18 protein-coding genes and 1 riboswitch are annotated in these 19850 nt (G+C 72.1%); of the genes, 10 read left to right on the top strand and 8 right to left on the bottom strand.

Annotation, left to right across the window (positions count from 1 at the left end):
- Positions 1 to 14: 14 nt before the first annotated feature.
- Positions 15 to 1127 (top strand): GGDEF domain-containing protein, encoded by a 1113-nt coding sequence (locus ABLE53_RS04600; RefSeq protein ID WP_348857499.1) that lies wholly within the window; start codon positions 15 to 17, stop codon positions 1125 to 1127.
- On the opposite strand, the gene ABLE53_RS04595 is transcribed toward ABLE53_RS04600, so the two are convergent.
- Together ABLE53_RS04595 and trhA are read right to left on the bottom strand one after the other, a co-directional pair.
- Positions 1124 to 2134: a glycosyltransferase gene (locus ABLE53_RS04595; protein ID WP_348857498.1), complete on the bottom strand. Its 1011-nt coding sequence runs from the start codon at positions 2132 to 2134 to the stop codon at positions 1124 to 1126. The two genes, ABLE53_RS04600 and ABLE53_RS04595, sit on opposite strands and share 4 nt — an antisense overlap.
- A gap of 370 nt (positions 2135 to 2504) precedes the next feature.
- Complete coding sequence (trhA, locus tag ABLE53_RS04590; protein WP_348857497.1) at positions 2505 to 3239, bottom strand: PAQR family membrane homeostasis protein TrhA; 735 nt, start codon at positions 3237 to 3239, stop codon at positions 2505 to 2507.
- An 81-nt stretch (positions 3240 to 3320) separates the two neighbouring features.
- On the opposite strand from trhA, the gene ABLE53_RS04585 reads away from it, so the two are divergent.
- The 3 genes from ABLE53_RS04585 to ABLE53_RS04575 all read left to right on the top strand — a co-directional run bounded on the left by ABLE53_RS04585 (position 3321) and on the right by ABLE53_RS04575 (position 6695).
- Entirely contained in the window at positions 3321 to 4097 is a 777-nt protein-coding gene (locus tag ABLE53_RS04585) for an isoprenyl transferase (protein ID WP_348857496.1), read from the top strand.
- Between the two features lie 445 nt (positions 4098 to 4542).
- Positions 4543 to 5808 carry an RNA 5'-3' helicase PhoH2 gene (gene phoH2 / locus ABLE53_RS04580; protein ID WP_425474848.1) on the top strand — a complete coding sequence of 422 codons (1266 nt, stop codon included), beginning with the start codon at positions 4543 to 4545 and terminating at the stop codon, positions 5806 to 5808.
- Positions 5809 to 5990: 182 nt separating this feature from the next.
- Positions 5991 to 6695, top strand: coding sequence for an aggregation-promoting factor C-terminal-like domain-containing protein (locus ABLE53_RS04575; protein ID WP_348857494.1), 705 nt, complete (start codon positions 5991 to 5993; stop codon positions 6693 to 6695).
- Between the two features lie 120 nt (positions 6696 to 6815).
- On the opposite strand, the gene ABLE53_RS04570 is transcribed toward ABLE53_RS04575, so the two are convergent.
- On the bottom strand, positions 6816 to 7853 hold the full coding sequence (locus ABLE53_RS04570) for an ABC-2 transporter permease (RefSeq protein ID WP_348857493.1): 1038 nt from the start codon (positions 7851 to 7853) through the stop codon (positions 6816 to 6818).
- Between the two features lie 86 nt (positions 7854 to 7939).
- On the opposite strand from ABLE53_RS04570, the gene ABLE53_RS04565 reads away from it, so the two are divergent.
- The gene (locus ABLE53_RS04565) at positions 7940 to 8353 is read left to right on the top strand and encodes a MarR family winged helix-turn-helix transcriptional regulator (protein ID WP_348857492.1); all 414 of its coding nucleotides are present in this window, start codon (positions 7940 to 7942) and stop codon (positions 8351 to 8353) included.
- 16 nt (positions 8354 to 8369) lie between these two features.
- Here ABLE53_RS04565 and ABLE53_RS04560 read toward each other — a convergent pair whose 3' ends face one another.
- Complete coding sequence (locus ABLE53_RS04560; protein WP_348857765.1) at positions 8370 to 9737, bottom strand: class II fumarate hydratase; 1368 nt, start codon at positions 9735 to 9737, stop codon at positions 8370 to 8372.
- A gap of 71 nt (positions 9738 to 9808) precedes the next feature.
- Positions 9809 to 10462, bottom strand: a complete 654-nt coding sequence (locus ABLE53_RS04555; protein ID WP_348857491.1) for a spermidine synthase — start codon at positions 10460 to 10462, stop codon at positions 9809 to 9811.
- Positions 10463 to 10587: 125 nt separating this feature from the next.
- Here ABLE53_RS04555 and ABLE53_RS04550 point away from each other — a divergent pair, with 125 nt between their 5' ends.
- Positions 10588 to 10827: a hypothetical protein gene (locus ABLE53_RS04550; protein WP_348857490.1), complete on the top strand. Its 240-nt coding sequence runs from the start codon at positions 10588 to 10590 to the stop codon at positions 10825 to 10827.
- 3 nt (positions 10828 to 10830) lie between these two features.
- Here the strand turns inward: ABLE53_RS04550 and ABLE53_RS04545 are convergent, their stop codons facing one another.
- Positions 10831 to 12525, bottom strand: a complete 1695-nt coding sequence (locus ABLE53_RS04545; RefSeq protein ID WP_425474836.1) for a fumarate hydratase — start codon at positions 12523 to 12525, stop codon at positions 10831 to 10833.
- 89 nt (positions 12526 to 12614) lie between these two features.
- Between ABLE53_RS04545 and ABLE53_RS04540 the strand changes: the two genes are divergently transcribed.
- Both ABLE53_RS04540 and ABLE53_RS04535 read left to right on the top strand, forming a co-directional pair.
- Complete coding sequence (locus ABLE53_RS04540; RefSeq protein ID WP_348857488.1) at positions 12615 to 13625, top strand: LLM class flavin-dependent oxidoreductase; 1011 nt, start codon at positions 12615 to 12617, stop codon at positions 13623 to 13625.
- 35 nt (positions 13626 to 13660) lie between these two features.
- A complete protein-coding gene (locus ABLE53_RS04535) occupies positions 13661 to 14554 on the top strand; it encodes an SMP-30/gluconolactonase/LRE family protein (RefSeq protein WP_348857487.1) in 894 nt (297 codons plus the stop codon).
- An 8-nt stretch (positions 14555 to 14562) separates the two neighbouring features.
- On the opposite strand, the gene ABLE53_RS04530 is transcribed toward ABLE53_RS04535, so the two are convergent.
- The gene (locus ABLE53_RS04530; RefSeq protein WP_348857486.1) at positions 14563 to 17460 is read right to left on the bottom strand and encodes an ATP-binding protein; all 2898 of its coding nucleotides are present in this window, start codon (positions 17458 to 17460) and stop codon (positions 14563 to 14565) included.
- Positions 17461 to 17649: 189 nt separating this feature from the next.
- Here ABLE53_RS04530 and ABLE53_RS04525 point away from each other — a divergent pair, with 189 nt between their 5' ends.
- The gene (locus tag ABLE53_RS04525) at positions 17650 to 17952 is read left to right on the top strand and encodes a hypothetical protein (RefSeq protein WP_348857485.1); all 303 of its coding nucleotides are present in this window, start codon (positions 17650 to 17652) and stop codon (positions 17950 to 17952) included.
- Between the two features lie 5 nt (positions 17953 to 17957).
- Here the strand turns inward: ABLE53_RS04525 and ABLE53_RS04520 are convergent, their stop codons facing one another.
- Positions 17958 to 19100, bottom strand: coding sequence for a hypothetical protein (locus ABLE53_RS04520; protein WP_348857484.1), 1143 nt, complete (start codon positions 19098 to 19100; stop codon positions 17958 to 17960).
- A 41-nt stretch (positions 19101 to 19141) separates the two neighbouring features.
- Positions 19142 to 19251, top strand: a riboswitch (TPP riboswitch).
- Here ABLE53_RS04520 and ABLE53_RS04515 point away from each other — a divergent pair.
- On the top strand, positions 19220 to 19846 hold the full coding sequence (locus ABLE53_RS04515) for a thiamine phosphate synthase (protein ID WP_348857483.1): 627 nt from the start codon (positions 19220 to 19222) through the stop codon (positions 19844 to 19846). (Overlaps the previous riboswitch by 32 nt.)
- Positions 19847 to 19850: the final 4 nt, after the last annotated feature.

Here is a 19850-nt window from a genome sequence, read left to right as displayed (position 1 = left end):
GGGATGCTGGAGACGTGGAGAACCTGGCCGCCGCGTTCCTCGGTGCGAGCATCCTGGTCACGGTCGCGACGTTGGTGCGCTGGCGCTGGACGCCGGGGCTGGGCCTGCTCTGCGTGCTGTGCCTCCCCGTCGTCGGCTGGTGCTGGGCGGCCTGGGAGTACGAGCGCGGTGGCATCACCGAGCGGGAGAACGCGCTGTGGCTCTTCTTCGTGTCCCTGAGCCTGACTGGTGGCTACCTCTTCGCCCGCCGGGCCTGGGGCCGTCACGACCCGCCGTCGCGACGGCAGCTCGCCGCCCTCTCGGTCGAGCCCGTCGTCGTCCTGGCCTCGGGGCTGATCTGGCCGGACTGGTGGTCCGGCGCCTTCGCGTCCGGCTACGGCGGCACCCGGATCGGCTGGGCGTTCGTCCTCCACAGCCTCTGGTGCGTCGCACTGATCCTGGTCGCCTGCGGACTGCTGCTGCGCCGTGTCGAGCGCAGCCACGGCCAGCTGCGGTGGCTTCTGCTGGGCTCGGTCGGCTCCGCGGCTTTCGGGGTGGCCGTGCAGCTGAGCACCGCCCGGCTGGAGCAGCTCGCCGCAGTCCTGTTCGTGCTCTTCGACTCGCTCGCATTCCCCGAGCTGAGGAAGAACCCGCTCTCGGACGTCGACGAGTCCGAGCGCGACGCGGTCACCGGTCTGCTCAACCGCGGCGCCCTCGACCGGCTGGTCGCGGCGGCGGTCGACCGGGCGGACAGCAGGCACGAGCCGCTGAGCCTGGTCTACGTCGACATCGACAAGTTCAAGAGCTTCAACGACAGCTACGGCCACCTCACCGGTGACTTCGTGCTCAAGACCATCGCCGAGCGGATCTCCCACACCGCCGGCCCGAGGAACCGCGTCGGGCGCTTCGGCGGCGACGAGTTCGTGGTCGTCGCCCCCGACTCCACCGCCGAGGAGGCGAGCCTGCTGGCGCAGCAGATCGTCGCGGTCTGCGCGGTGCCGGTCGTACGCGGTGAGCTCGTCCTGCATCCCGCCGTGAGCGCCGGCGTCGCGGCGTACGCCGGCGGCGGGCCGCTCGCGCTCATGGACGCCGCCGACCGGGCGATGTACGAGATCAAGCGGGCCGGCGGCAACGCTGCGACGCGTTAGCGGGCTCGGCGGCCCACCGACTCGATCACGTCGGCGCCACGGGTGAGCCCGTCGCGGGCGCGGATGCTCTCGCCGACCTTCGCCAGCCGGTCGCGCAGGGCGGTGTCGGCGAGCAGCGTCTCGATCGCGGAGCTCAGCTCTGCCGGCGTCCACTCGTAGCTCTTCAGCCGGATGCCGTAGCCGGTCTCCTCGAGGCGCTGGGCGTTGTCGTACTGGTCCCAGAACAGCGGCAGCACCACCGCCGGCTTGCCGAAGTGCATCGCCTCGGTCGTCGTGTTGTTGCCGCCGTGGTGGATGACCAGGTCGACCTGGGGGATAACCCTGGTCTGCGGGAGCATCGAGGCGCCGACCATGTTCGGGGCCAGGGTGATCCGCTCGCCGACCGGACCCTTCGACACGACGAAACGGTGCGGGCTCTCGGCGAGCGCGTCGACGAGCCGCTGCATCAGGTCGACGTCCGCGCCGCCGAGCGACCCCAGCGAGAGGTAGATCAGCGCGCTGCCGTCCCGCCTGTCGGCGACCTGCGCAGGAAGCACGTAGTCCTCGTCGGTACGCCGGACGCTGGAGTCCATCCGGGTCCACGACCCGTCCAGCGGCCGGGCGTCGAGGTAGTCCAGCTCCTCCGGGAAGACGTAGAGGTTGGCGGCGTTGTCACGCGGCATGTACTCCAGGTCGGGCAGCGGCGCGGCGCCCTGCTCGACCACCCAGGCGTTGAACTCCTCCCACTGCGCCCGATGCGTGCGGGCGAACTCCTCCCGGAACGCCACCCACAGCTCCGGCTCCTCCTGCCCGAGCCCGGAGAACCGGGGCGGTACGCCGTCGCCGGGCACCTCGAGCGGGTTGCAGGAGACGATCCTCACGAACGGCGCCCCGCTGGTCGTCAGCGCGGGGAACAGCACCACGTTGTCCTCGACCAGCACGTCCGGCCGCACCTCCTCGATGATCCGGCGCAGCTGCGGCTCGGCGTACTTCGCGCCGTCGATGAGCGCCTGGTACGTCGGCAGCACGAACGACCCGAGCTGCTCGGCGGTCGGCTTGCGGAACTCCGGCGCGGTCTCGGCGACGAAGTCCGCCCAGAACGCCCCGGCGTCCTCGGACCCGCCCGCGCTCGCTCCCGGCTCCGGCTCGGCCGGGGGAGCCAGGTCGACGAGCGCCTCCTGGAAGCCGAGCGGCGCGAGCCTCCCCCTCCCAGGAGCGGTCGGAGGCGAAGACCACCCGATGGCCGCGACGGAGCAGCAGGTCGCCCAGTCCGATGCACTGGTTCGTCGGTCCGTAGGCGGACTCGGGGAGGAACAGGACGGTCAGCTCGGTCATGGTGGCTCCGCGACGCTCGGGTGACTGCTCGGTGGTCGCGGAGCCTAGGCGGTCGAGGTTTCCTCAGCGCAACGAGTACGTCGCGAGGGAGACACCTGTGTAGTGGGCGACGAAGGCCAGCACCGTGAAGGTGTGGAAGACCTCGTGGAAGCCGAACCAGCGCGGCCACGGGTTGGGCCGCTTGAAGCCGTAGACCACGCCACCGGCGGTGTAGAGCGCCCCGCCCACACAGATCAGCGTGAACGTTGCGATGCCGACGCCGACGCCCAGCGCCGTCGCACCGTGGAGGAAGGCGGGGATGAAGAAGATCGCCGCCCAGCCGAGGGCGATGTAGAGCGGCACGTAGAGCCAGCGCGGCGCGTGGTTCCAGAAGACCCGGAAGAGCACGCCGAGGACGGCGCCGGTCCACACGACCGACAGCAGCGTGACCCGGGCCGCTCCGTGCAGGAGCAGGAGGGAGAACGGGGTGTAGGTGCCCGCGATCATCAGCATGATGTTGGCGTGGTCCCACCGCTTGAGGATCCCGTGGACCCGCGGGGTCCAGTGGCCGTTACCGCGGTGGTAGACGGCGGAGACGCCGAAGAGCAGCAGCGCCGCGGCCGTGAAGACGATCGCGCCGACCCGCGGGCGTCCGTCGGGGGCGAGGACGATGAGCACGATCCCTGCCGCGAGCGCGAGAGGCACCGTCCCGAGGTGGAGCCAGCCGCGCAGATGCGGCTTGACCTCTTCGAGGGTGCTGTGGAGCGAGTCGGCAAGGGTGCCCATCGTGTTGCGTACGGCCTCACTCGTCTCGTTCATGGACCAAGACCGTAGCGGCTCCACCTGAGGACAGACTGGGAGAACAGGTGAACGTCACCTGACATCGGTAGTCTCTTGGCCGTGGCTGACTGGAAACGAGGCGTACGGCGGGTGCTCTACCCCGCCTACGAGGCGCGGATGCTGCGCCGGATCGACCGTGACCAGCTGCCCAAGCACGTCGGTGTGATGCTCGACGGCAACCGCCGCTGGGCCCGCGCCGTCGGCCGTGACACCGCCCACGGCCACCGCGCCGGCGCGGCCAACATCGAGCCGCTGCTGACCTGGTGCGACGAGGTCGGCATCGAGGTCGTGACGCTGTGGCTGCTCTCGACCGACAACCTCAACCGGCCCGCCAAGGAGCTCGGCGCGCTGCTGCCGATCATCGAGGAGGCGGTCGACTCGCTGGCCGACACCCGACGGTGGCGGCTCAACCCGGTCGGCGCCGTCGACCTGCTGCCCAGCTCCACCGTCGCCCGGCTCAAGGCCGCGGCCGAGGCCACCCGCGACGTCGACGGCATGCTCGTCAACATCGCCGTCGGCTACGGCGGCCGCCGCGAGATCGCCGACGCCGTACGCGCCCTGCTGGTCGAGCACGCCGCGAAGGGGACCACCCTCGAGGAGCTCGCCGAGACGGTCAGCGTCGAGGACATCTCCGACCACCTCTACACCGCGGGCCAGCCCGACCCGGACCTCGTGATCCGCACCAGCGGCGAGCAGCGCCTCGGCGGCTTCCTGCTCTGGCAGTCGGCGAAGTCGGAGTTCTACTTCTGCGAGGCGCTCTGGCCCGACTTCCGTCGCGTTGACTTCCTCCGCGCCCTCCGCGCCTATGCGCAGCGCGAGCGCCGCATGGGCCGCTGAGGCCCCTCCGGCCACCCTCGCCACACCGGCCCCGCAGGTGGTCTGGTGCAACAAACTGTTCACCCACGAATTCAGGCGTGTCGCCTGTTCGTGACACATCCGCGGCGTACGTTCGCTCGTAACGGCGGGTGGGGAAGCCCGCCGCACCTGGAGGCCCGTACGTGACAGCTCACGAACTGAACACGCGGAAGGTGCTCGTCTCGCGACGGCCCGACGCGTGGGAGGCGGTCGGCACCCCGACCGGCGGGCACCCTCCCGGTCCGACTGTGTGAAAGACGAGGACCGGGGCGTGGGTGTGCGTCTTGGTCACTGTGAGGTGATCCGCGTGGCCAGCCAGGCCCCAACGACCCAGAGCCCGACCCGGACCCAGACCGGGCGCGCCACCAGGACCAGGACGACCAGGGCGGAACAGCCGGCGGTCCGGACCTTCGTCCTCGACACCAGCGTGCTCCTGTCGGACCCGGGGGCGCTGCGGCGCTTCGCCGAGCACGAGGTGGTCCTGCCGGTGGTCGTGATCACCGAGCTGGAGGGCAAGCGCCACCACCCCGAGCTGGGCTACTTCGCGCGGTCGGCGCTCCGGATGCTCGACGAGCTGCGGCTCGTCCACGGGCGGCTCGACGAGGCCGTCCCGGTCGGCGACGCCGGCGGCAGCATCCGGGTCGAGCTGAACCACACGGACCCCTCGACGCTCCCGAGCGGCTTCCGGCTCGGCGACAACGACACCCGTATCCTCGCGGTCGCCTGCAACCTGCGCGCCGAGGGCGCCGACGTCACGCTGGTCTCCAAGGACCTGCCCATGCGGATCAAGGCCTCCGCGGTCGGGCTGAAGGCGGAGGAGTACCGCGGCGAGTCGATCTCCGACTCCGACCCGGGCTACTCCGGCATGGCCGAGCTCGACGTGTCGGGGGCCGACCTCGATGAGCTGTACGACGACGGGGTGCTCGACCACGACGCCGCGCGCGACCTGCCCTGCCACACCGGCCTCGTCCTGCTGTCCGAGCGCGGCACCGCGCTCGGTCGGGTCGGGCCCGACAAGCAGGTCCACCTGGTCCGCGGCGACCGGGAGGCATTCGGGATCCACGGCCGCTCTGCCGAGCAGCGGGTCGCGCTCGAGATGCTCCTCGACCCCGACGTCGGCATCGTCTCGCTCGGCGGCCGGGCCGGCACCGGCAAGTCCGCCCTGGCGCTGTGCGCCGGGCTGGAGGCGGTGATGGAGCGCCGCCAGCACAAGAAGGTCGTCATCTTCCGGCCGCTCTTCGCGGTCGGCGGCCAGGAGCTCGGCTACCTGCCGGGGTCGGAGTCGGAGAAGATGTCGCCCTGGGCCCAGGCGGTGTTCGACACGCTCAGCGCCGTCACCTCACAGGACGTCATCGACGAGATCCTCGACCGCGGGATGCTCGAGGTGCTGCCGCTGACCCACATCCGCGGCCGCTCCCTGCACGACGCCTTCGTGATCGTCGACGAGGCGCAGTCGCTGGAGCGCAACGTGCTCCTCACCGTGCTCTCCCGCATCGGCGCGAACTCCAAGGTGGTGCTGACCCACGACGTCGCCCAGCGCGACAACCTCCGGGTCGGGCGCCACGACGGCGTGGTCGCCGTCGTGGAGAAGCTCAAGGGCCACCCGCTCTTCGCCCACGTCACCCTCACCCGGTCGGAGCGCTCGCCCATCGCGGCGCTGGTGACCGAGATGCTGGAGAACGTCACGCTGTGACCCGCTGACGTCGTACGCGCGCCTCACCGGTCCCTCCGCGGGGCCGGTGAGGCCCGTGTGACTCCTGTGACAGGGAAGTCCCCGAAGACTTCCGCCAGTTGTGGGGTTCGGTTTGCGATGGCCGCCCGCGTCATGCAGGGTGGGCGGGTCGCCCTCAGCCCCCGAGACCTGAAGACGAGACCTTGTCGAAGCACGCCCCGTACTCTCCGAAGCACCGGAAGGCTCCCCAGCGACCCCTCGTAGAAGCGCCCAAGAAGGCCGCAAGGACCACGCTTCTGCTCTCCACCCTCGCCGTCGCCGGCACGGGTGCGGCGGTCGTCGGCGGTATCGCCCTCCACGACCCCGCCTCCGGTGAGCGCCAGTTCACCGGTGTCGCCGCCGAGACCCCCGCCCAGACCCCCAGCTCGCCGCCGGCCGAGCCCGAGTCGCCGTCGGCGGACGAGCTCCTCGCCGACCGCGCGAAGGACGACGACACCCTCTCCCGCTCCGCGGACCGGCGGGCCGCCACCGACCCGGCCAAGCGCGCGGCGCTGGCGGCGGTGACGACCGACCGCGGCGAGGCGATCACCGAGCGCGAGGACATCGCCTCCGGTGACCCGAAGTCGATCGCGAGCGCCCTGCTGGCGTCCTACGGCTGGAGCGGGGACCAGTTCGGCTGCCTCGACTCGCTGTGGACCCGCGAGTCGGGCTGGCGGGTCAACGCCTACAACCCCTCCGGCGCCTACGGCATCCCGCAGGCGCTGCCGGGCTCCAAGATGGCCTCGGCCGGCCCCGACTGGCAGACCAACCCGGAGACCCAGATCAAGTGGGGTCTCGGCTACATCCAGGACCGCTACGGCTCTCCCTGTGGCGCCTGGGCGCACAGCGAGTCCAACGGCTGGTACTGACGCCCGAGTCGCCACTTACGTCAGTCCGACAACGTACGACGGCGGCGCACCCGGTCGGGTGCGCCGCCGTCGTCGTACGCGGCCGTATGGGGGTGTGACGGCCGCGGACGCGCCGCGGGGTCAGGCCGCCGCGACGACCTCCTCCAGCTCCTCCTCCTCGGGAGACTCCTGGACGAGCGGGATATGCCGCTTCCTCTCGTAGACGAAGGAGGCGAAGACGAGCGCGGCGGCGACCGCGAACCAGATCGCCAGCGTCACGACCTGACGGGTGATGCCGAGATCGGGGAAGTAGATCAGGTTGCGGCCGGCCTCGTGCAGGGCGGCGCCGTTCCAGAACGAGTGGAGCGAGCCGAAGAAGCCGGGGAGCAGGTCGGGCTCGTAGACGCCGCCGGCGCTCGTGAAGTTCAGCATCACGAAGAGCATCGTCATGGTCGGGGTGGTGACCTTGCCGAGGAACGGGTGCAGGCCGACGCCGATCAGCATGATGGTGAGGCTGTAGAGCCAGGCGAGCAGGCCGATCTCGACCACGTGGCTGGGCAGTGCGCCGTACACCGGGCCAGCGATGACGGTCACGAGGAGCGCGGTGACGGCGGAGGAGACGAACGCGAGGGCCACCCGGAAGCGGTGGCGCAGCGCCGTGCCGGCCGCACCGATCGCGACGCCGGCGGCGTACGACCCGACGGTCATGCCGACGAGGTAGAAGAACATGCTCTGGCCGCTCGGGTCGCCGTCGGACGCGACAGGCACGACGTCGGTGAGGTGGAGCGGGACATCCTGCTCGGTGGCCACCTGCTGGAAGATCGTGACGATGACCTGGGACGTGGTCGCGGACGCGGCGTCGCTGTAGAGCAGCTGCGGCGCCTTCGCGTCGGGGACGAGCGCCGCGGTGATCTCGCGGTGCTGGATCGCGTCGCGCGCCGTGGCCTCGTCGCCGACGGTCCGCACCGACACCATGTCGCCGAGCTTGTCCTGCAGCGTCTGCGCCATCACCTTCGTCTCGGCGGAGCTGCCGACGACATCGACGCGGACGTCGTGCGGCGTGGGCTGGTGGAACGCGCCGAGGTAGGCGAGCACCATGCCGACGCCGAGGAAGAGCGGGATGAGCAGGTGGATGCCGACGTGCTTGAGCGCGTGGCGCTCGGGATGGTGGGCGGACATGGGGCCTTTCCAGGGAGATCCGAGATGAGTTGTAGTTTACAACTTCGTACTTGTTGTAGGTTACAACCAATTCCGGGAGGAGGGCAATGTCGCGCAAGGACCAGGACGTCGAGCGGCAGATCCTGCACGAGCTGACGCTCTATGGGCGGCGGGTGCGGGCCGTCGTGCAGCGGGTGCATCCTGACCTGTCGTTCGTGGCGTACACGATGCTCAGCCATGTGTACGACGAGGACGGCTGCCGGGCGATGGACCTCGCCCGCGTCTACGCACTCGACAAGTCCACCGTCAGCCGGCAGGTCGCCGACATGATCGCTCGCGGTCTGCTGGTGCGCGGAGCCGACCACGCCCTCCATGTCAGCCGAGATGGTGCCCGGATCCTCGAGGGCGCACGCGAGCAGCAGCGCGAGCTGCTCGCCGCCCGGCTGGCCGGGTGGACGGCCGCCGAGCGCCGCTCCTTCGCCGAGCTGCTGCGTCGCTACAACGAGGCCGAGGCCGAGTAGCTCACCCGGCCCCGGCTCACGGGTGGGTCATGGACTCGACGTCGAGGGCTTCGTCGAGCTGCTCGAGCGTGAGGGTGCCGTCGTCGACGTAGCCCAGCTTGATCACGGTGTCCTTGATCGTCGCGCCGTCGGCGAGCGCCTGCTTGGCGACCTTTGCGGCGTTCTCGTAGCCGATGTACTTGTTGAGCGGCGTGACGACCGAGGGGGAGGACTCGGCGTAGGCGCGCATGCGCTCGGCGTCGGCGGTGATCCCGTCGATGGTGCGTACGGCGAGGACGGTCATCGCGCTGGCCAGCAGCCGGATCGACTCGAGGAGGTTGCGGGCGATGACCGGGAGCGCGACGTTGAGCTCGAACGCCCCGGACGCACCGGCGGCGGTCACCGCCGCGTCGTTGCCGATCACCTGGAAGCAGACCATCAGGGTCGCCTCGGGCAGCACCGGGTTGACCTTCCCGGGCATGATCGAGGACCCCGGCTGGAGGTCCGGGAGGTGGATCTCGGCGAGACCGGTCGTCGGGCCGGACGACATCCACCGCAGGTCGTTGTTGATCTTGATCAGCCCGACCGCGATGGTCTTGAGCACGCCGGACAGCTCGACCAGCGAGTCCTGGGTGCCCTGCGCCTCGAAGTGGTTGCGCGCCTCGGTGAACGGCTGGCCGGTCGCCTCGGAGAGCGCCGCGATGACCTGCTGCGGGAAGCCCGGCGGCGTGTTGATGCCGGTGCCGACGGCGGTCCCGCCGAGGGGGAGCTCGCGGACCCGGGGGAGGACGGCGTCGAGCCGCTCCTGCGCGTAGCGGACGGTCGCGGCGTACCCGCCGAACTCCTGGCCGAGCATCACCGGTGTCGCGTCCATCAGGTGCGTGCGACCGCTCTTGACCAGGTCCTTGAACTCCTCGGCCTTCCGCTCCAGCGAGGACGCGAGCGTGTCGATCGCGGGCACGAGCTGCTCGGCGACCGCGAGCGCCGCGGCGACGTGGATCGCCGTGGGGAAGGTGTCGTTGGACGACTGGCTGGCGTTGACGTGGTCGTTGGGGTGGACCGTCACGCCGGCCTGCGCGGCGAGGCCCGCGATGACCTCGTTGGCGTTCATGTTCGAGGAGGTGCCCGAGCCGGTCTGGAAGACGTCGATCGGGAACTCGCCGTCGACCTCACCCGCCGAGACCTTCGCGGCCGCCGCACCGATCGCCTCGGCCTGCTCGGCGGTGATCACGCCGAGGGCGCCGTTGACCTTCGCCGCCGCTGCCTTCACGTGGCCGATCGCGTGGATCAGGGCCGGCTCGATCGGGGTGCCGCTGATCGGGAAGTTCTCCACCGCCCGCTGGGTCTGCGCCCGCCAGAGCGCGTCCTTCGGGACCCTGACATCGCCCATGCTGTCGTGCTCGATGCGGGTGTCCTCATTGGCGCGAGCGTGTCGCTCCGCGCCAGGCTGCCGCGCTTCCTTGCTGCTGTCCTCGCTCACGCCGTCGACGTTACTCGCGCGGCGTACAGCCAGTAACTCTCCGCCCGTGTCTGAAGGGTCACGGCGTACGCCAGCTCCTCGACGCCGCCGAAGACCCGCCGCATCTCCCCGGCGAGCTCGGGCGCCTCCGCGGCCGACCAGACGACGACGGTGCCGCCCGGCGCTGTGGTCCGTCTCGCGTCCTCGAGCGCGGGCGCCTCGTAGAGCGCGGCGTTGGCGTCGTGCACGAGATAGCCCGGACCGTTGTCGACGTCGAGCAGCACGACGTCGTACGCCGCGGCCGGGCTCTCGCGCAGCGCGACCGCGACGTCGCCGACCGTGATGTGCGCCCGCCGGTCCGCCAGCAGCGCCGGGCCGTGCGGGATCGTGCCGTCGTACATCCACCGCACCAGTGCCGGCTCGATCTCGACGACGTCGCACCGCTCCACACGGGGGTCCGCCAGCACCGCCTCGAGGGTGAAGCCCAGGCCGAGCCCGCCGACGAGCACGCGATGCGGAGCCCCGTGGAGACCGAGCGCCCGCGTCGCCAGCTCCCTCTCGGTCGAGGTCTCCTCGGTGTCCATCACGAACACCCCGTTGGCACGAAGCTCGAGGCTGCCGTCGTCGCGGCGGCGCAGCACCAGCCCGCCCTCGGTTGCGACCGTCTCCACGGGGAAATCAGAGCAAGGGCCACGTCCGCGCGCCAATCCTCGCGATACGCGAGACGGCGTACGGCGTGTCGTGGCGGGCGGCCACCGGATGTGGCCCCGGGCGCTCGGGTGGGTACTGCGAGACCATGAGCGAGAAGCGCGACGACGAGGGCCAGGTCTCGGAGGTGCAGAACCTCGACGAGCCCGAGGCGGACGAGGCGCCCGAGGACTCCGTGGCGGGCTACCCCGAGGGGGAATCCGGCGACGCCGACACCCAGGGCTCCGGCCCGGACGCCGCGCCGCCGGAGAACAGACGGGACAACGAGCACAGCGGCGCCCGGAAGCACCGCCCGGGCGAGAGCGTGTCCGACGAGTCGCTGCCCTAGCGGCTACCGCTCCCGCGAGCGGACCCGGATCCCGGTGAGCGGGATGGTGGTGGTGCCGGCGGGGTCGGTGAAGAAGTCGTTGCCCTTGTCGTCCACGACGATGAAGGCGGGGAAGTCCTCGACCTCGATCTTCCAGATCGCCTCCATGCCGAGCTCGGGGTACTCGAGCACCTCGACGGACTTGATGCAGTCCTGCGCGAGCCGCGCGGCGGGGCCGCCGATGGAGCCGAGGTAGAAGCCACCATGCGCGTGGCAGGCCTCGGTGACGACCTTGGACCGGTTGCCCTTCGCGAGCATGACCTTGGAGCCGCCCGCCGCCTGGAACTGCTCGACGTAGCTGTCCATCCGGCCCGCCGTGGTCGGGCCGAACGAGCCGGACGCGTAGCCCTCGGGCGTCTTGGCGGGGCCGGCGTAGTAGACGGGGTGGTCCTTGAGGTACTGCGGCATCTCCTCGCCCGCGTCGAGCCGCTCCTTGATCTTCGCGTGCGCGATGTCGCGGGCGACGACGAGCGGGCCGGTGAGGGAGAGCCGGGTCTTGACCGGGTGCTTCGAGAGCTCGGCGAGGATCTCCTCCATCGGCGCGGTGAGGTCGATCTTCACCACCTCGCCGCCCTGGATGAGGTGCTCCTCGGTGGTGTCGGGGAGGTACTTCGCCGGGTCGGTCTCGAGCTGCTCGAGGAAGACGCCCTCGGGGGTGATCTTGCCGAGCGCCTGCCGGTCGGCGGAGCAGGAGACCGCGATCGCGACCGGGAGCGAGGCCCCGTGACGGGGGAGTCGCACGAAACGGACGTCGTGGCAGAAGTACTTCCCGCCGAACTGGGCGCCGATCCCGAAGGACTGGGTGAGCTCGAAGATCTCCTCCTCCAGCTTCGGGTCGCGAATTCCGTGGCCCGAGAGGTCGCCCTCGGTCGGAAGGTGGTCGAGGTAGTGCGCCGAGGCCAGCTTCGCCGTCTTGAGCGCGTGCTCGGCCGACGTACCGCCGACGACGACAGCGAGGTGGTACGGCGGGCAGGCGGCCGTCCCGAGCGAGCGGATCTTCTCGTCGAGGAAGGTGAGCAGTCGATCGGGGTTCAGGATCGCCTTGGTCTCCTGGTAGAGGAACGACTTGTTGGCCGAACCGCCGCCCTTGGCCATGAAGAGGAAGTGGTACTCCGGCGTGTCACTGCCCGGGGTGGAGTAGAGCTCGATCTGGGCCGGGAGGTTGTTGCCGGTCGGCCTCTCCTCGTACGTCGAGATCGGCGCCATCTGCGAGTAGCGCAGGTTGAGCTTCGTGTAGGCGTCGTACACGCCCTTGGCGACGAGCTCGGCGTCGTCGACGCCGGTGATGACGCCCTCGGACTTCTTGCCCATCACGATCGCCGTGCCGGTGTCCTGGCACATCGGCAGCACGCCGCCGGCGGAGATGTTGACGTTCTTGAGCAGGTCGAGCGCGACGAAGCGGTCGTTCCCCGAGGACTCGGGGTCGTCGATGATCTTGCGCAGCTGGGCGAGGTGGGCCGGGCGCAGGTAGTGCTGGATGTCGTGGACCGCCTCGTAGGTGAGTCGGCGGATCGCCTCCGGGTCCACCTTGAGGAAGGTCCGCCCGTCCACCTCGAACGTCGAGACGCCGTCGGTCGTGATCAGCCGGTAGGGCGTGTCGTCGTGGTGGGCAGGAAGGAGGTCGGAGTAACGGAACCCAGGAGTCACAGCGTCGGCCACGAGCCCGGATCGTACGCCGCCAGGACGGGCCATGGCGCGCCCGGCCGTGCCCTCTGTAACCTGCGTCACATCGAGCGAAGGAGTGGCTCATGCTGGTGTCCTGCGCGTTCCCGACGGCCCTGGACTCACCCGAGAAGATCGCCGTCGCCGAGAAGCTCGGCTACGACCGGGCCTGGGTCTACGACACTCCGCAGCAGAGCCCGGACGTCTGGATGACGCTCGCGCTCGCCGCCGACCGGACCGACCGGATCGGCCTCGGGCCAGGCGTCCTGGTCCCGAGCCTGCGCCATCCGATGGTCAACGCCGCCGCCACTGCGACGCTCAGCGCCCTCGCGCCCGGACGGGTCGCGGTCGCGTTCGGCACCGGGTTCACCGGCCGGCGCGCGATGGGTTACGGCGCGATCACCTGGGCCTACATGGAGTCCTACATCCGCGCCTACCGCGGGCTCCTGCGCGGTGAGGTCGTCGAGTGGGAGGGCTCGCGGATGCGGATGCTTCACCCCGACGGGCACGCACCCGCACGGCCCGTCGATGTGCCGGTCATCGTCGGCGCGCTCGGTCCGAAGGGCAACAAGGTGGCCACCGAGCTCGGCGACGGCCTCTACACGACGCTGCAGCTGCCCGACTTCGTCGGCGACCACCCCTGGTCGGTCTACCTCGCCTGGGGCACCGTGCTCGACGACGACGAGCCCGACGACTCCGACCACGCCCGCGAGGCCGGCGGGCCGGGCTGGGCGCTGTCGCTGCACGGTGCGTACGAGTTCGGCGGCCCCGACGCCGTGCGCACGCTGCCGGGCGGCGAGCAGTGGTGGGAGGTGGTGGAGCGAACGCCCGAGGAGGAGCGCCACCTGGTCGTACATTCCCAGCACTGCGTCGGGCTCAACGAGGCCGACCGGGCCGCGTGGGACGCCGGCGGGCACGTCACGCTCCGTGACGTCACGCTCAGTGGCACCCGCGAGCAGGTCGGCGAGAAGCTGGCCGACCTCCGTGCCCGCGGCGTCACCGAGGTCGTCCTCCAGCCGTGCGGCCCGGACGTCGAGCGCGAGCTCGAGCGCTTTCTCGAGACGGCCCGCCAGCCGGCGACCTCCGACCCCGCCTGAGCCGATCTCGGACCCCGATCTGTGACGGAGGAACCATGGGTGATGACACGCGAACGCTGATCGACGGCCTGTCCTATCTCGAGTGCCCGCGCTGGCACGAGGGCAGGATCTGGTTCTCCGACTTCTACACGTACGCCGTCTACTCGGCCGCGGCCGACGGCAGCGACCAGCGGTTGGAGGTCGAGGTTCCCCAGCAGCCGTCGGGCCTGGGCTGGCTGCCCGACGGCCGGCTGCTCGTCGTCTCCATGCGCGACTCGACGATCCTGCGGCAGGAGCCGGACGGCTCGCTCAGCGTCCATGCCGACCTTTCGCCGTACGTCAGCGGGCACCCCAACGACATGGTCGTCGACCGGAGCGGGCGGGCGTACGTCGGAGAGTTCGGCTTCGACCTGATGGCGGGCGCACCGGTCGAGCCGGCCCGGCTGTTGTGCGTCGAGCCCGACGGCTCGGTGAGCGTCGCGGCCGAGGAGATGCTCTTCCCCAACGGCAGCGTCATCATCGATGACGCGACGCTGCTGGTCGACGAGACCTTCGGCAACCGGATCACCGCCTTCGACATCGCCGCCGACGGGACGCTCACCAACCGGCGGACGTGGGCCGAGTTCGGCCTCGCGCCGACCGAGCGGGACCTGGAGAAGGCGCTGGCGGAGCTCGTCGTCGCCCCCGACGGCTGCGCGCTGGACGCCGAGGGCGCGCTGTGGGTCGCCGACGCACTGGGCAACCGGGTGCTGCGGGTGCTCGAGGGCGGCACGATCGACCGGACCGTCGAGCCGGGCAGTGGCGTCTTCGCCTGCATGCTCGGCGGCGACGACGGCCGTACGCTCTTCCTCTGCTCCGCGCCGGACTTCCAGGAGGAGGCTCGCAAGGCCGCCCGCGAGGCGCGACTCCTCGCCGTCGAGGTCGACGTGCCGCACGCGGGTCTCCCCTGACGCTCGGGTCAGCGGCGCCCGGTCGCGGCGATGGCCGCGGACAGCGGTACGTGCTCGCGCGCCTCCCCGGCCGCCCGGCGGAGCAGCCGCTGCGCGAGCGTCGCCTGCCGGCCGGCGTACGCCGCCTGCCCGCCGCGCCACCGGCAGTAGGCCGCCTCGTGCGGGGAGCGGAGCGCGTCCCACTCGCTCGCGGCAGCCACCCACTGCTGCGGGGTGTCCGTGCCGGCCAGGCGAGCGAGCTCGGCCGTCCAGGTCGCGCTGGTCGCCGGACGCACGGGCGGCGCTGTTCCGGGCCCGAGCGGGTCGACGGCGGCCTCGCCGCGCAGGCCGACGAGGACGCTCGCCAGCTCGGCCGGATCGACCCCGCGGCGGGCCAGGTCCGCCGCGACCCGCGCGGCCGTCATGAACGCAGCCCCGGCGTCGCGGCTCGCCGCGTTGCCGACGATGTCCCGGATCGGGGGCAGCAGACAGGCCCAGGCCTCCTCGGGGGCACCCTTCCACAGGTGGGCGATCGCGGTCAGCCGCGCCTTCTCGAGCAGGTTCCCCGGCACCGTGCCGACCGTCAGCGTGGCCAGCAGGTCGAGCGCGTCGTCCAGACGGCCGCTCTCGACGGCGATGCGCGCGCTGATCCACTGCACCGGCCAGTGGTCGAACTCGCCGAGCGTCGGGATCCCGGCCAGCACCTCGGCGGCCTGCCGGATGCGACCTGCGTCGGCGAGGGACTCGGCGACGTTGGCGCCCACGAAGGAGAGGACGTGGAAGTCCATGTCCCACTCCGCCCCGATCTCGAGGGCGCGCTGGGCCGCTGCGACGACCTCCTCCACCGGACGGTGGTAGCGCAGGAGCAGGTCGGTGTGCGTCATGGCGACGTAGGCCTCGACACGCGGCTCTGCCGGGGTCGGCACCCGGGCGTGCGCCTCACGGATGCGTTCCAGCGCGCCGGGCAGGTCGCCGTGGTAGGCAAGCTGCCAGGCCAGCGTCGCCGACGTCTGGAAGAAGAGCACGTCGTCGTCCAGCGCGATGCACGTCTCGAGCGCCCGCTCCAGGTCGTGCCGCGCCTCTTCCGGCCTGCCGACCTCGAGCAGCACGTTGGCCCGCAGGTCGAGCGCCCGGGCCAGGCAGTCGCTGGGACCGTGCCCGTCGAGCCGGCTGACGGCCCGGTCGAGGAACCAGACCGACGCATGGACGTCGTGCGTCGACATCGACTTCCCCATCGCCGCCCGCCGGAGCACCTCGGCAGCGCGCAGGTCGTCGAGGACGTCCACCTCCGGCAGCGCCTCGTCGATGACCCGACAGGCGTCCGCGACCCGCCCGGCCAGGTCCAGCGCGTCGAACGCCTTCAGGCGTACGTCGAGGACGTCGAGGTCGTCTGCCGCCCACGGCTCCGCGGTCGCGATCTCGAGGGCGCGCAGCCACTGGGCGGACTCCGTCCGCGGGGCGGTCCGCAGGTGCGCCCGCTCGGCGGCGACGACCCGCCAGGTCAGCTCCTGGTCGAGCACACCCGCCCGCTGCCAGTGCTCGGCCACCTCTGCCGCGTCGGCGTCGGAGCGCTCCGCGAGGGCCGCGGCGAGGCTGTGGTGGGCGTCTGCTGCCTCACCGGCGACGAGCCGACGGCGTACGGCCTCGGCTAGCAGCGGGTGTCTCAACGCGACGTCGGTGGGCCCGGCCTCGGCGAGCAGGTGCCGGTCGCGGAGGTCGCGCAGCGCTGGGACCAGCGCCTCCGCGTGGAGACCGGTCGCTGCGCAGAGGACCGCCACGGGAACGGTGCGGTCGGCGATCCCCAGCGCGCGTGCGACGGCGTACGGGGCTCCCTCGAGCTGCTCGAGCCGCTGGTCGAGCACGTCGGCGAGCAGGCTGGGAAGAGACCCCGCCGAGTGGACCGCGAGCTGCTCGGTGAACAGCGGCAGCCCCAGGCTCCTCTCGTAGATCGAGGCTGCCTCGTCGTCGGTGGCACCGGGTACGAGGAGCGAGATCTGCTCCGAGGTCTCCTCCGGTGAGAGTGCGCTGAGCTCGATCGTGCGGACGTCGGCGATCCGGCGGATCCGGGCGAACCAGTCGCGGGTCCGGTCGCGGGTGGCGGGATCCTCGAGACGGAACGTGCCGACGACCGGCACACACAGGCCCCGCGCCACCAGGTGCTCGAGCAGGTCGAGGCTCGCGCTGTCGGCCCAGTGCAGGTCCTCCAGGAGAAGGGCCAGGGGGCGTACGCCTGCGAGAGCGTCGAGGACACTGCGCACGGCGCTGAAGAGCCGCTCCTGGGCGAAGCCCGACGCGGGTGCCGGGACCGGCGCGGCCTCGGTCTCGAGCTCGGAGAGCAGCGGGGTGAGGGTGGTCGCGACGTACGCCGGACTGCCCGCCAGCGCCTCCTTCAGCCACCGGCCGCCATCCTCGGCGTACACCTCGTGCAGGGCGGCCGCGAACGGCAGCAGTGGTGCGGGGACCGACAGCGGCAGTGCGTTCCCCCGGGCCACGAAGACGTCCGTCGTGGCGCGGGCGGCGTCGACGAGCGTGGTCTTGCCGATACCTGCCTCGCCGATGACGAGGAGGAGGCCGGTGCCGGAGTCGAGGTGACGGCGTACGACGGCCAGCTCGGTGCGGCGGCCGGCGATGCGGGGGGAGTCGCGGTGCACGGCGTCGGGGTCCGAGCTCGGCTCGCCGGCCGCGAGCCAGAGCCGGTGGAACTCGTCGGTGTCGCCGCCCATCGCCTCGACGAGGAGCTCGAGGGTGCCCCACCCGGGCAGGCGGGAGGAGGAGAACACGGTGGAGACGGTCGTGTGGGAGCAGCCGGCGGCCGCGGCGAGCACGCGGAGGCTCGGCCAGCCGGCCCGGTGATGGAGGTCGTGGAGGGCAGCGTTGAGGTCCCGCTGGGGCCCCGGCGGGATCTCGGGTCGTGGCAGAGCACTCACGCGACCTCCCGGACGGGCACGGGAACAAGCGGTTCCAGCATCCTGCCGACACCGGCGTCCGACCACGGGCATTGGTCCCTGTCCGAACCGGCTGTCCAGTTCTGTCAACGGGCGTCAACCCGGCCCCCTGGACTCGCACCGTGAGTGGCGAACCGGCCCGACGCACGGGCCGCGACGAAGGGCCACATCATGACTTTCCACGAGCCGAACACCAGGATCCGGCGAGCCGCCGTCGCGGCCTGCGCCGCTGCGACCGCTGCAACCATCTGCTCGATCGGTGCTGCCACGGCACGCACGGGACCGGAGGACCCACCGTTCCGGCCCACGCCCGCGGCATCGAGCGCCGCCGCCCACCCGGGCGCCTGGATGCAGTCGACCGTCGCTGCGAAGCATCGGTTCGACCCCACCGACGGGAGGGCCGGGCCGTGCTTCATCGTCCAGCCGCGCTGGAACGCCGCGATCGACGGTCCGCCGCCGGTCTGCCGCCGGTGAGGCCGCTACGGCGGCCACGCGGCGGTCCACACCCGGCCGCGGGTGCCGTCGTCGGCGAGCAGCAGGACACCGGCGCCCGTGGCCGCGACGGTCATCGTCGCGTCGCCGCGGACCTGCGGCCGCGTCGGCGTACGGACCTCGCGCCAGTCGCCGCCGTGGCGCCACCAGAGCCGGAAGACGTGCTGGTCGCTCACGGCCGCCAGCACGTCGTCGCCGGCGGCCGCGAGACCGGAGACGTACGCCGGCGCGCCGGCCGCCTCCTGGTCGAGGCTCCCGAACACGCCGGCCGAGCGCCAGCCGCCGTCGGTGCGCGTCCAGAGCCCGAACGCGTCGGAGCCCTCGTCGAGCCCGGCGGCGACCACGCCGCCGCCGGTCGCGACCGTGCGCTCGAGCGTCGCGTAGCCGGTCGCCGGCACCCGCTCGCGCGTCCAGTGGACGCCGTCGGGCGACCGCCAGGCCACCGGCGCGCGGGTCGCCGAACCGTCGGAGCCGACCAGCGTCCAGCCGCCGGCGTACGCCGCGTCGGAGGCGGCCGCGCCGTCGCCGGCCAGGGCCCGCCCGCCGCTGTGGAGCGTGAACGCAGCGCCGTCGGCGGAGGTCCACGCGGCCGCGCCGGAGGTGCGCGTGCCGGCGACGAGCCAACCGTGGGGGCCGGCGACGACCCGGCCGACGTCGACGCCGTCCTCGCCGGCGAACAGGGTGTACGCCGGCTCGGTGCCGACCAGCCCGGCCGTGCTCCCCAGCCAGGTGCTGTAGCGCGGATAGCCGTGTGCCCCGCCGCGCTTCGACCCGATCGCGACGACCCGGCGACCACGGCAGGCGACGGTGGTCAGGACCGCCTGCCGTGCGTAGCCGCCGTGGGGGCTCAACCGGATCGGCCGGAGCTCACCGCCGGTGGCTCCGGACCAGGCCGCCGGCCTCGAGTCGTCCCCGCGGAGGAGCGCGCCGACGACGTACCAGCGACCGGCACATGCCGTCGCGGCGCGGACCGCGGGCCGCCACCCGGTGACGGCCGGCAGGGCCAGCTCGTGCCAGCCGACCGCGGCCGGAGGGGCGGGCGGGGTGGGCGAGCCGTGTCCGGCCCCTCCGCAGCCGCCGACGGCGAGGGCGAGGCCGACGGCGAGGGCCAGGACCGGGAGGCGCTGCACCGGCCTAGGCATACCGGACCGAGTTCGCTATGGTCGAGGGAAATTGCCCACACGGGAGTCCGCGGCAGCGGGCTGAGAGGGAGCTGACGCCGCTCCGACCGTCGTACCTGATCCGGATCATGCCGGCGAAGGAAGTGACCGACGTGCTGCCGCACCTCTTCTGCTTGACCTCCTCCCTCGACGACCTGTCCCTGCTGCCCGCACTGGCCGAGGCCGGCGTCGACGGGTTCCAGGTCCGCGACAAGGCGGCCACGACCCGCGAGCTCGTCGCGCTGACACGGACCGTGCTCGACGCGGTGGCGGCGTACGACGCCGTCGTGGTCGTCGACGACCGCCTCGACGTCGCCCTGGCGACCGGCGCCCACGGCGTCCACCTCGGCGGCGAGGACCTCGCGGTCGGCGACGCCCGTCGGATCGCCGACGCCGCGGCACCTGGGCTCGTCGTCGGCGCCACCTGCCGCGACCGCGCGCAGGTCGAGGCGGCGGCCGCGGCCGGTGCCGACTACGCCGGGTTCGGGCCGCTCTTCGCGACCTCGTCGAAGGACGGGCTGCCCGACCCACGCGGCCTCGATGCGCTCGCCGGCGCGACCGGCGTCCTGCCCCTGATCGGCATCGGCGGCGTCGACGCCCCCCGGGCCTCCGCGGCGCGCGCCGCCGGTGCACACGGCGTCGCCGTCATCGGCGCGCTGTGGCGACAACCCGATCCGCTCACCGCAGCGAAGGAGCTCGTCGCGGCGGTCGCCTGATGCG

The organism is Nocardioides asiaticus (assembly GCF_040049175.1).
Lineage (GTDB): Bacteria > Actinomycetota > Actinomycetes > Propionibacteriales > Nocardioidaceae > Nocardioides > Nocardioides cheoyonin.
The sequence above is the reverse complement of the archived record's forward strand: the minus strand, read 5'-3'. Positions and strand labels throughout refer to the sequence as shown.

Bases quoted from the DNA above. Each gene is read 5' to 3' on its own strand.
- ABLE53_RS04535 (WP_348857487.1), top strand. From the start codon at position 13,661: ATGGGTGATGACACGCGAACGCTGATCGACGGCCTGTCCTATCTCGAG.
- ABLE53_RS04525 (WP_348857485.1), top strand. From the start codon at position 17,650: ATGACTTTCCACGAGCCGAACACCAGGATCCGGCGAGCCGCCGTCGCG.
- ABLE53_RS04515 (WP_348857483.1), top strand. From the start codon at position 19,220: ATGCCGGCGAAGGAAGTGACCGACGTGCTGCCGCACCTCTTCTGCTTG.
- ABLE53_RS04550 (WP_348857490.1), top strand. From the start codon at position 10,588: ATGAGCGAGAAGCGCGACGACGAGGGCCAGGTCTCGGAGGTGCAGAAC.
- trhA (WP_348857497.1), bottom strand. From the start codon at position 3,239: ATGAACGAGACGAGTGAGGCCGTACGCAACACGATGGGCACCCTTGCC.
- ABLE53_RS04570 (WP_348857493.1), bottom strand. From the start codon at position 7,853: ATGTCCGCCCACCATCCCGAGCGCCACGCGCTCAAGCACGTCGGCATC.
- ABLE53_RS04565 (WP_348857492.1), top strand. From the start codon at position 7,940: ATGTCGCGCAAGGACCAGGACGTCGAGCGGCAGATCCTGCACGAGCTG.
- ABLE53_RS04540 (WP_348857488.1), top strand. From the start codon at position 12,615: ATGCTGGTGTCCTGCGCGTTCCCGACGGCCCTGGACTCACCCGAGAAG.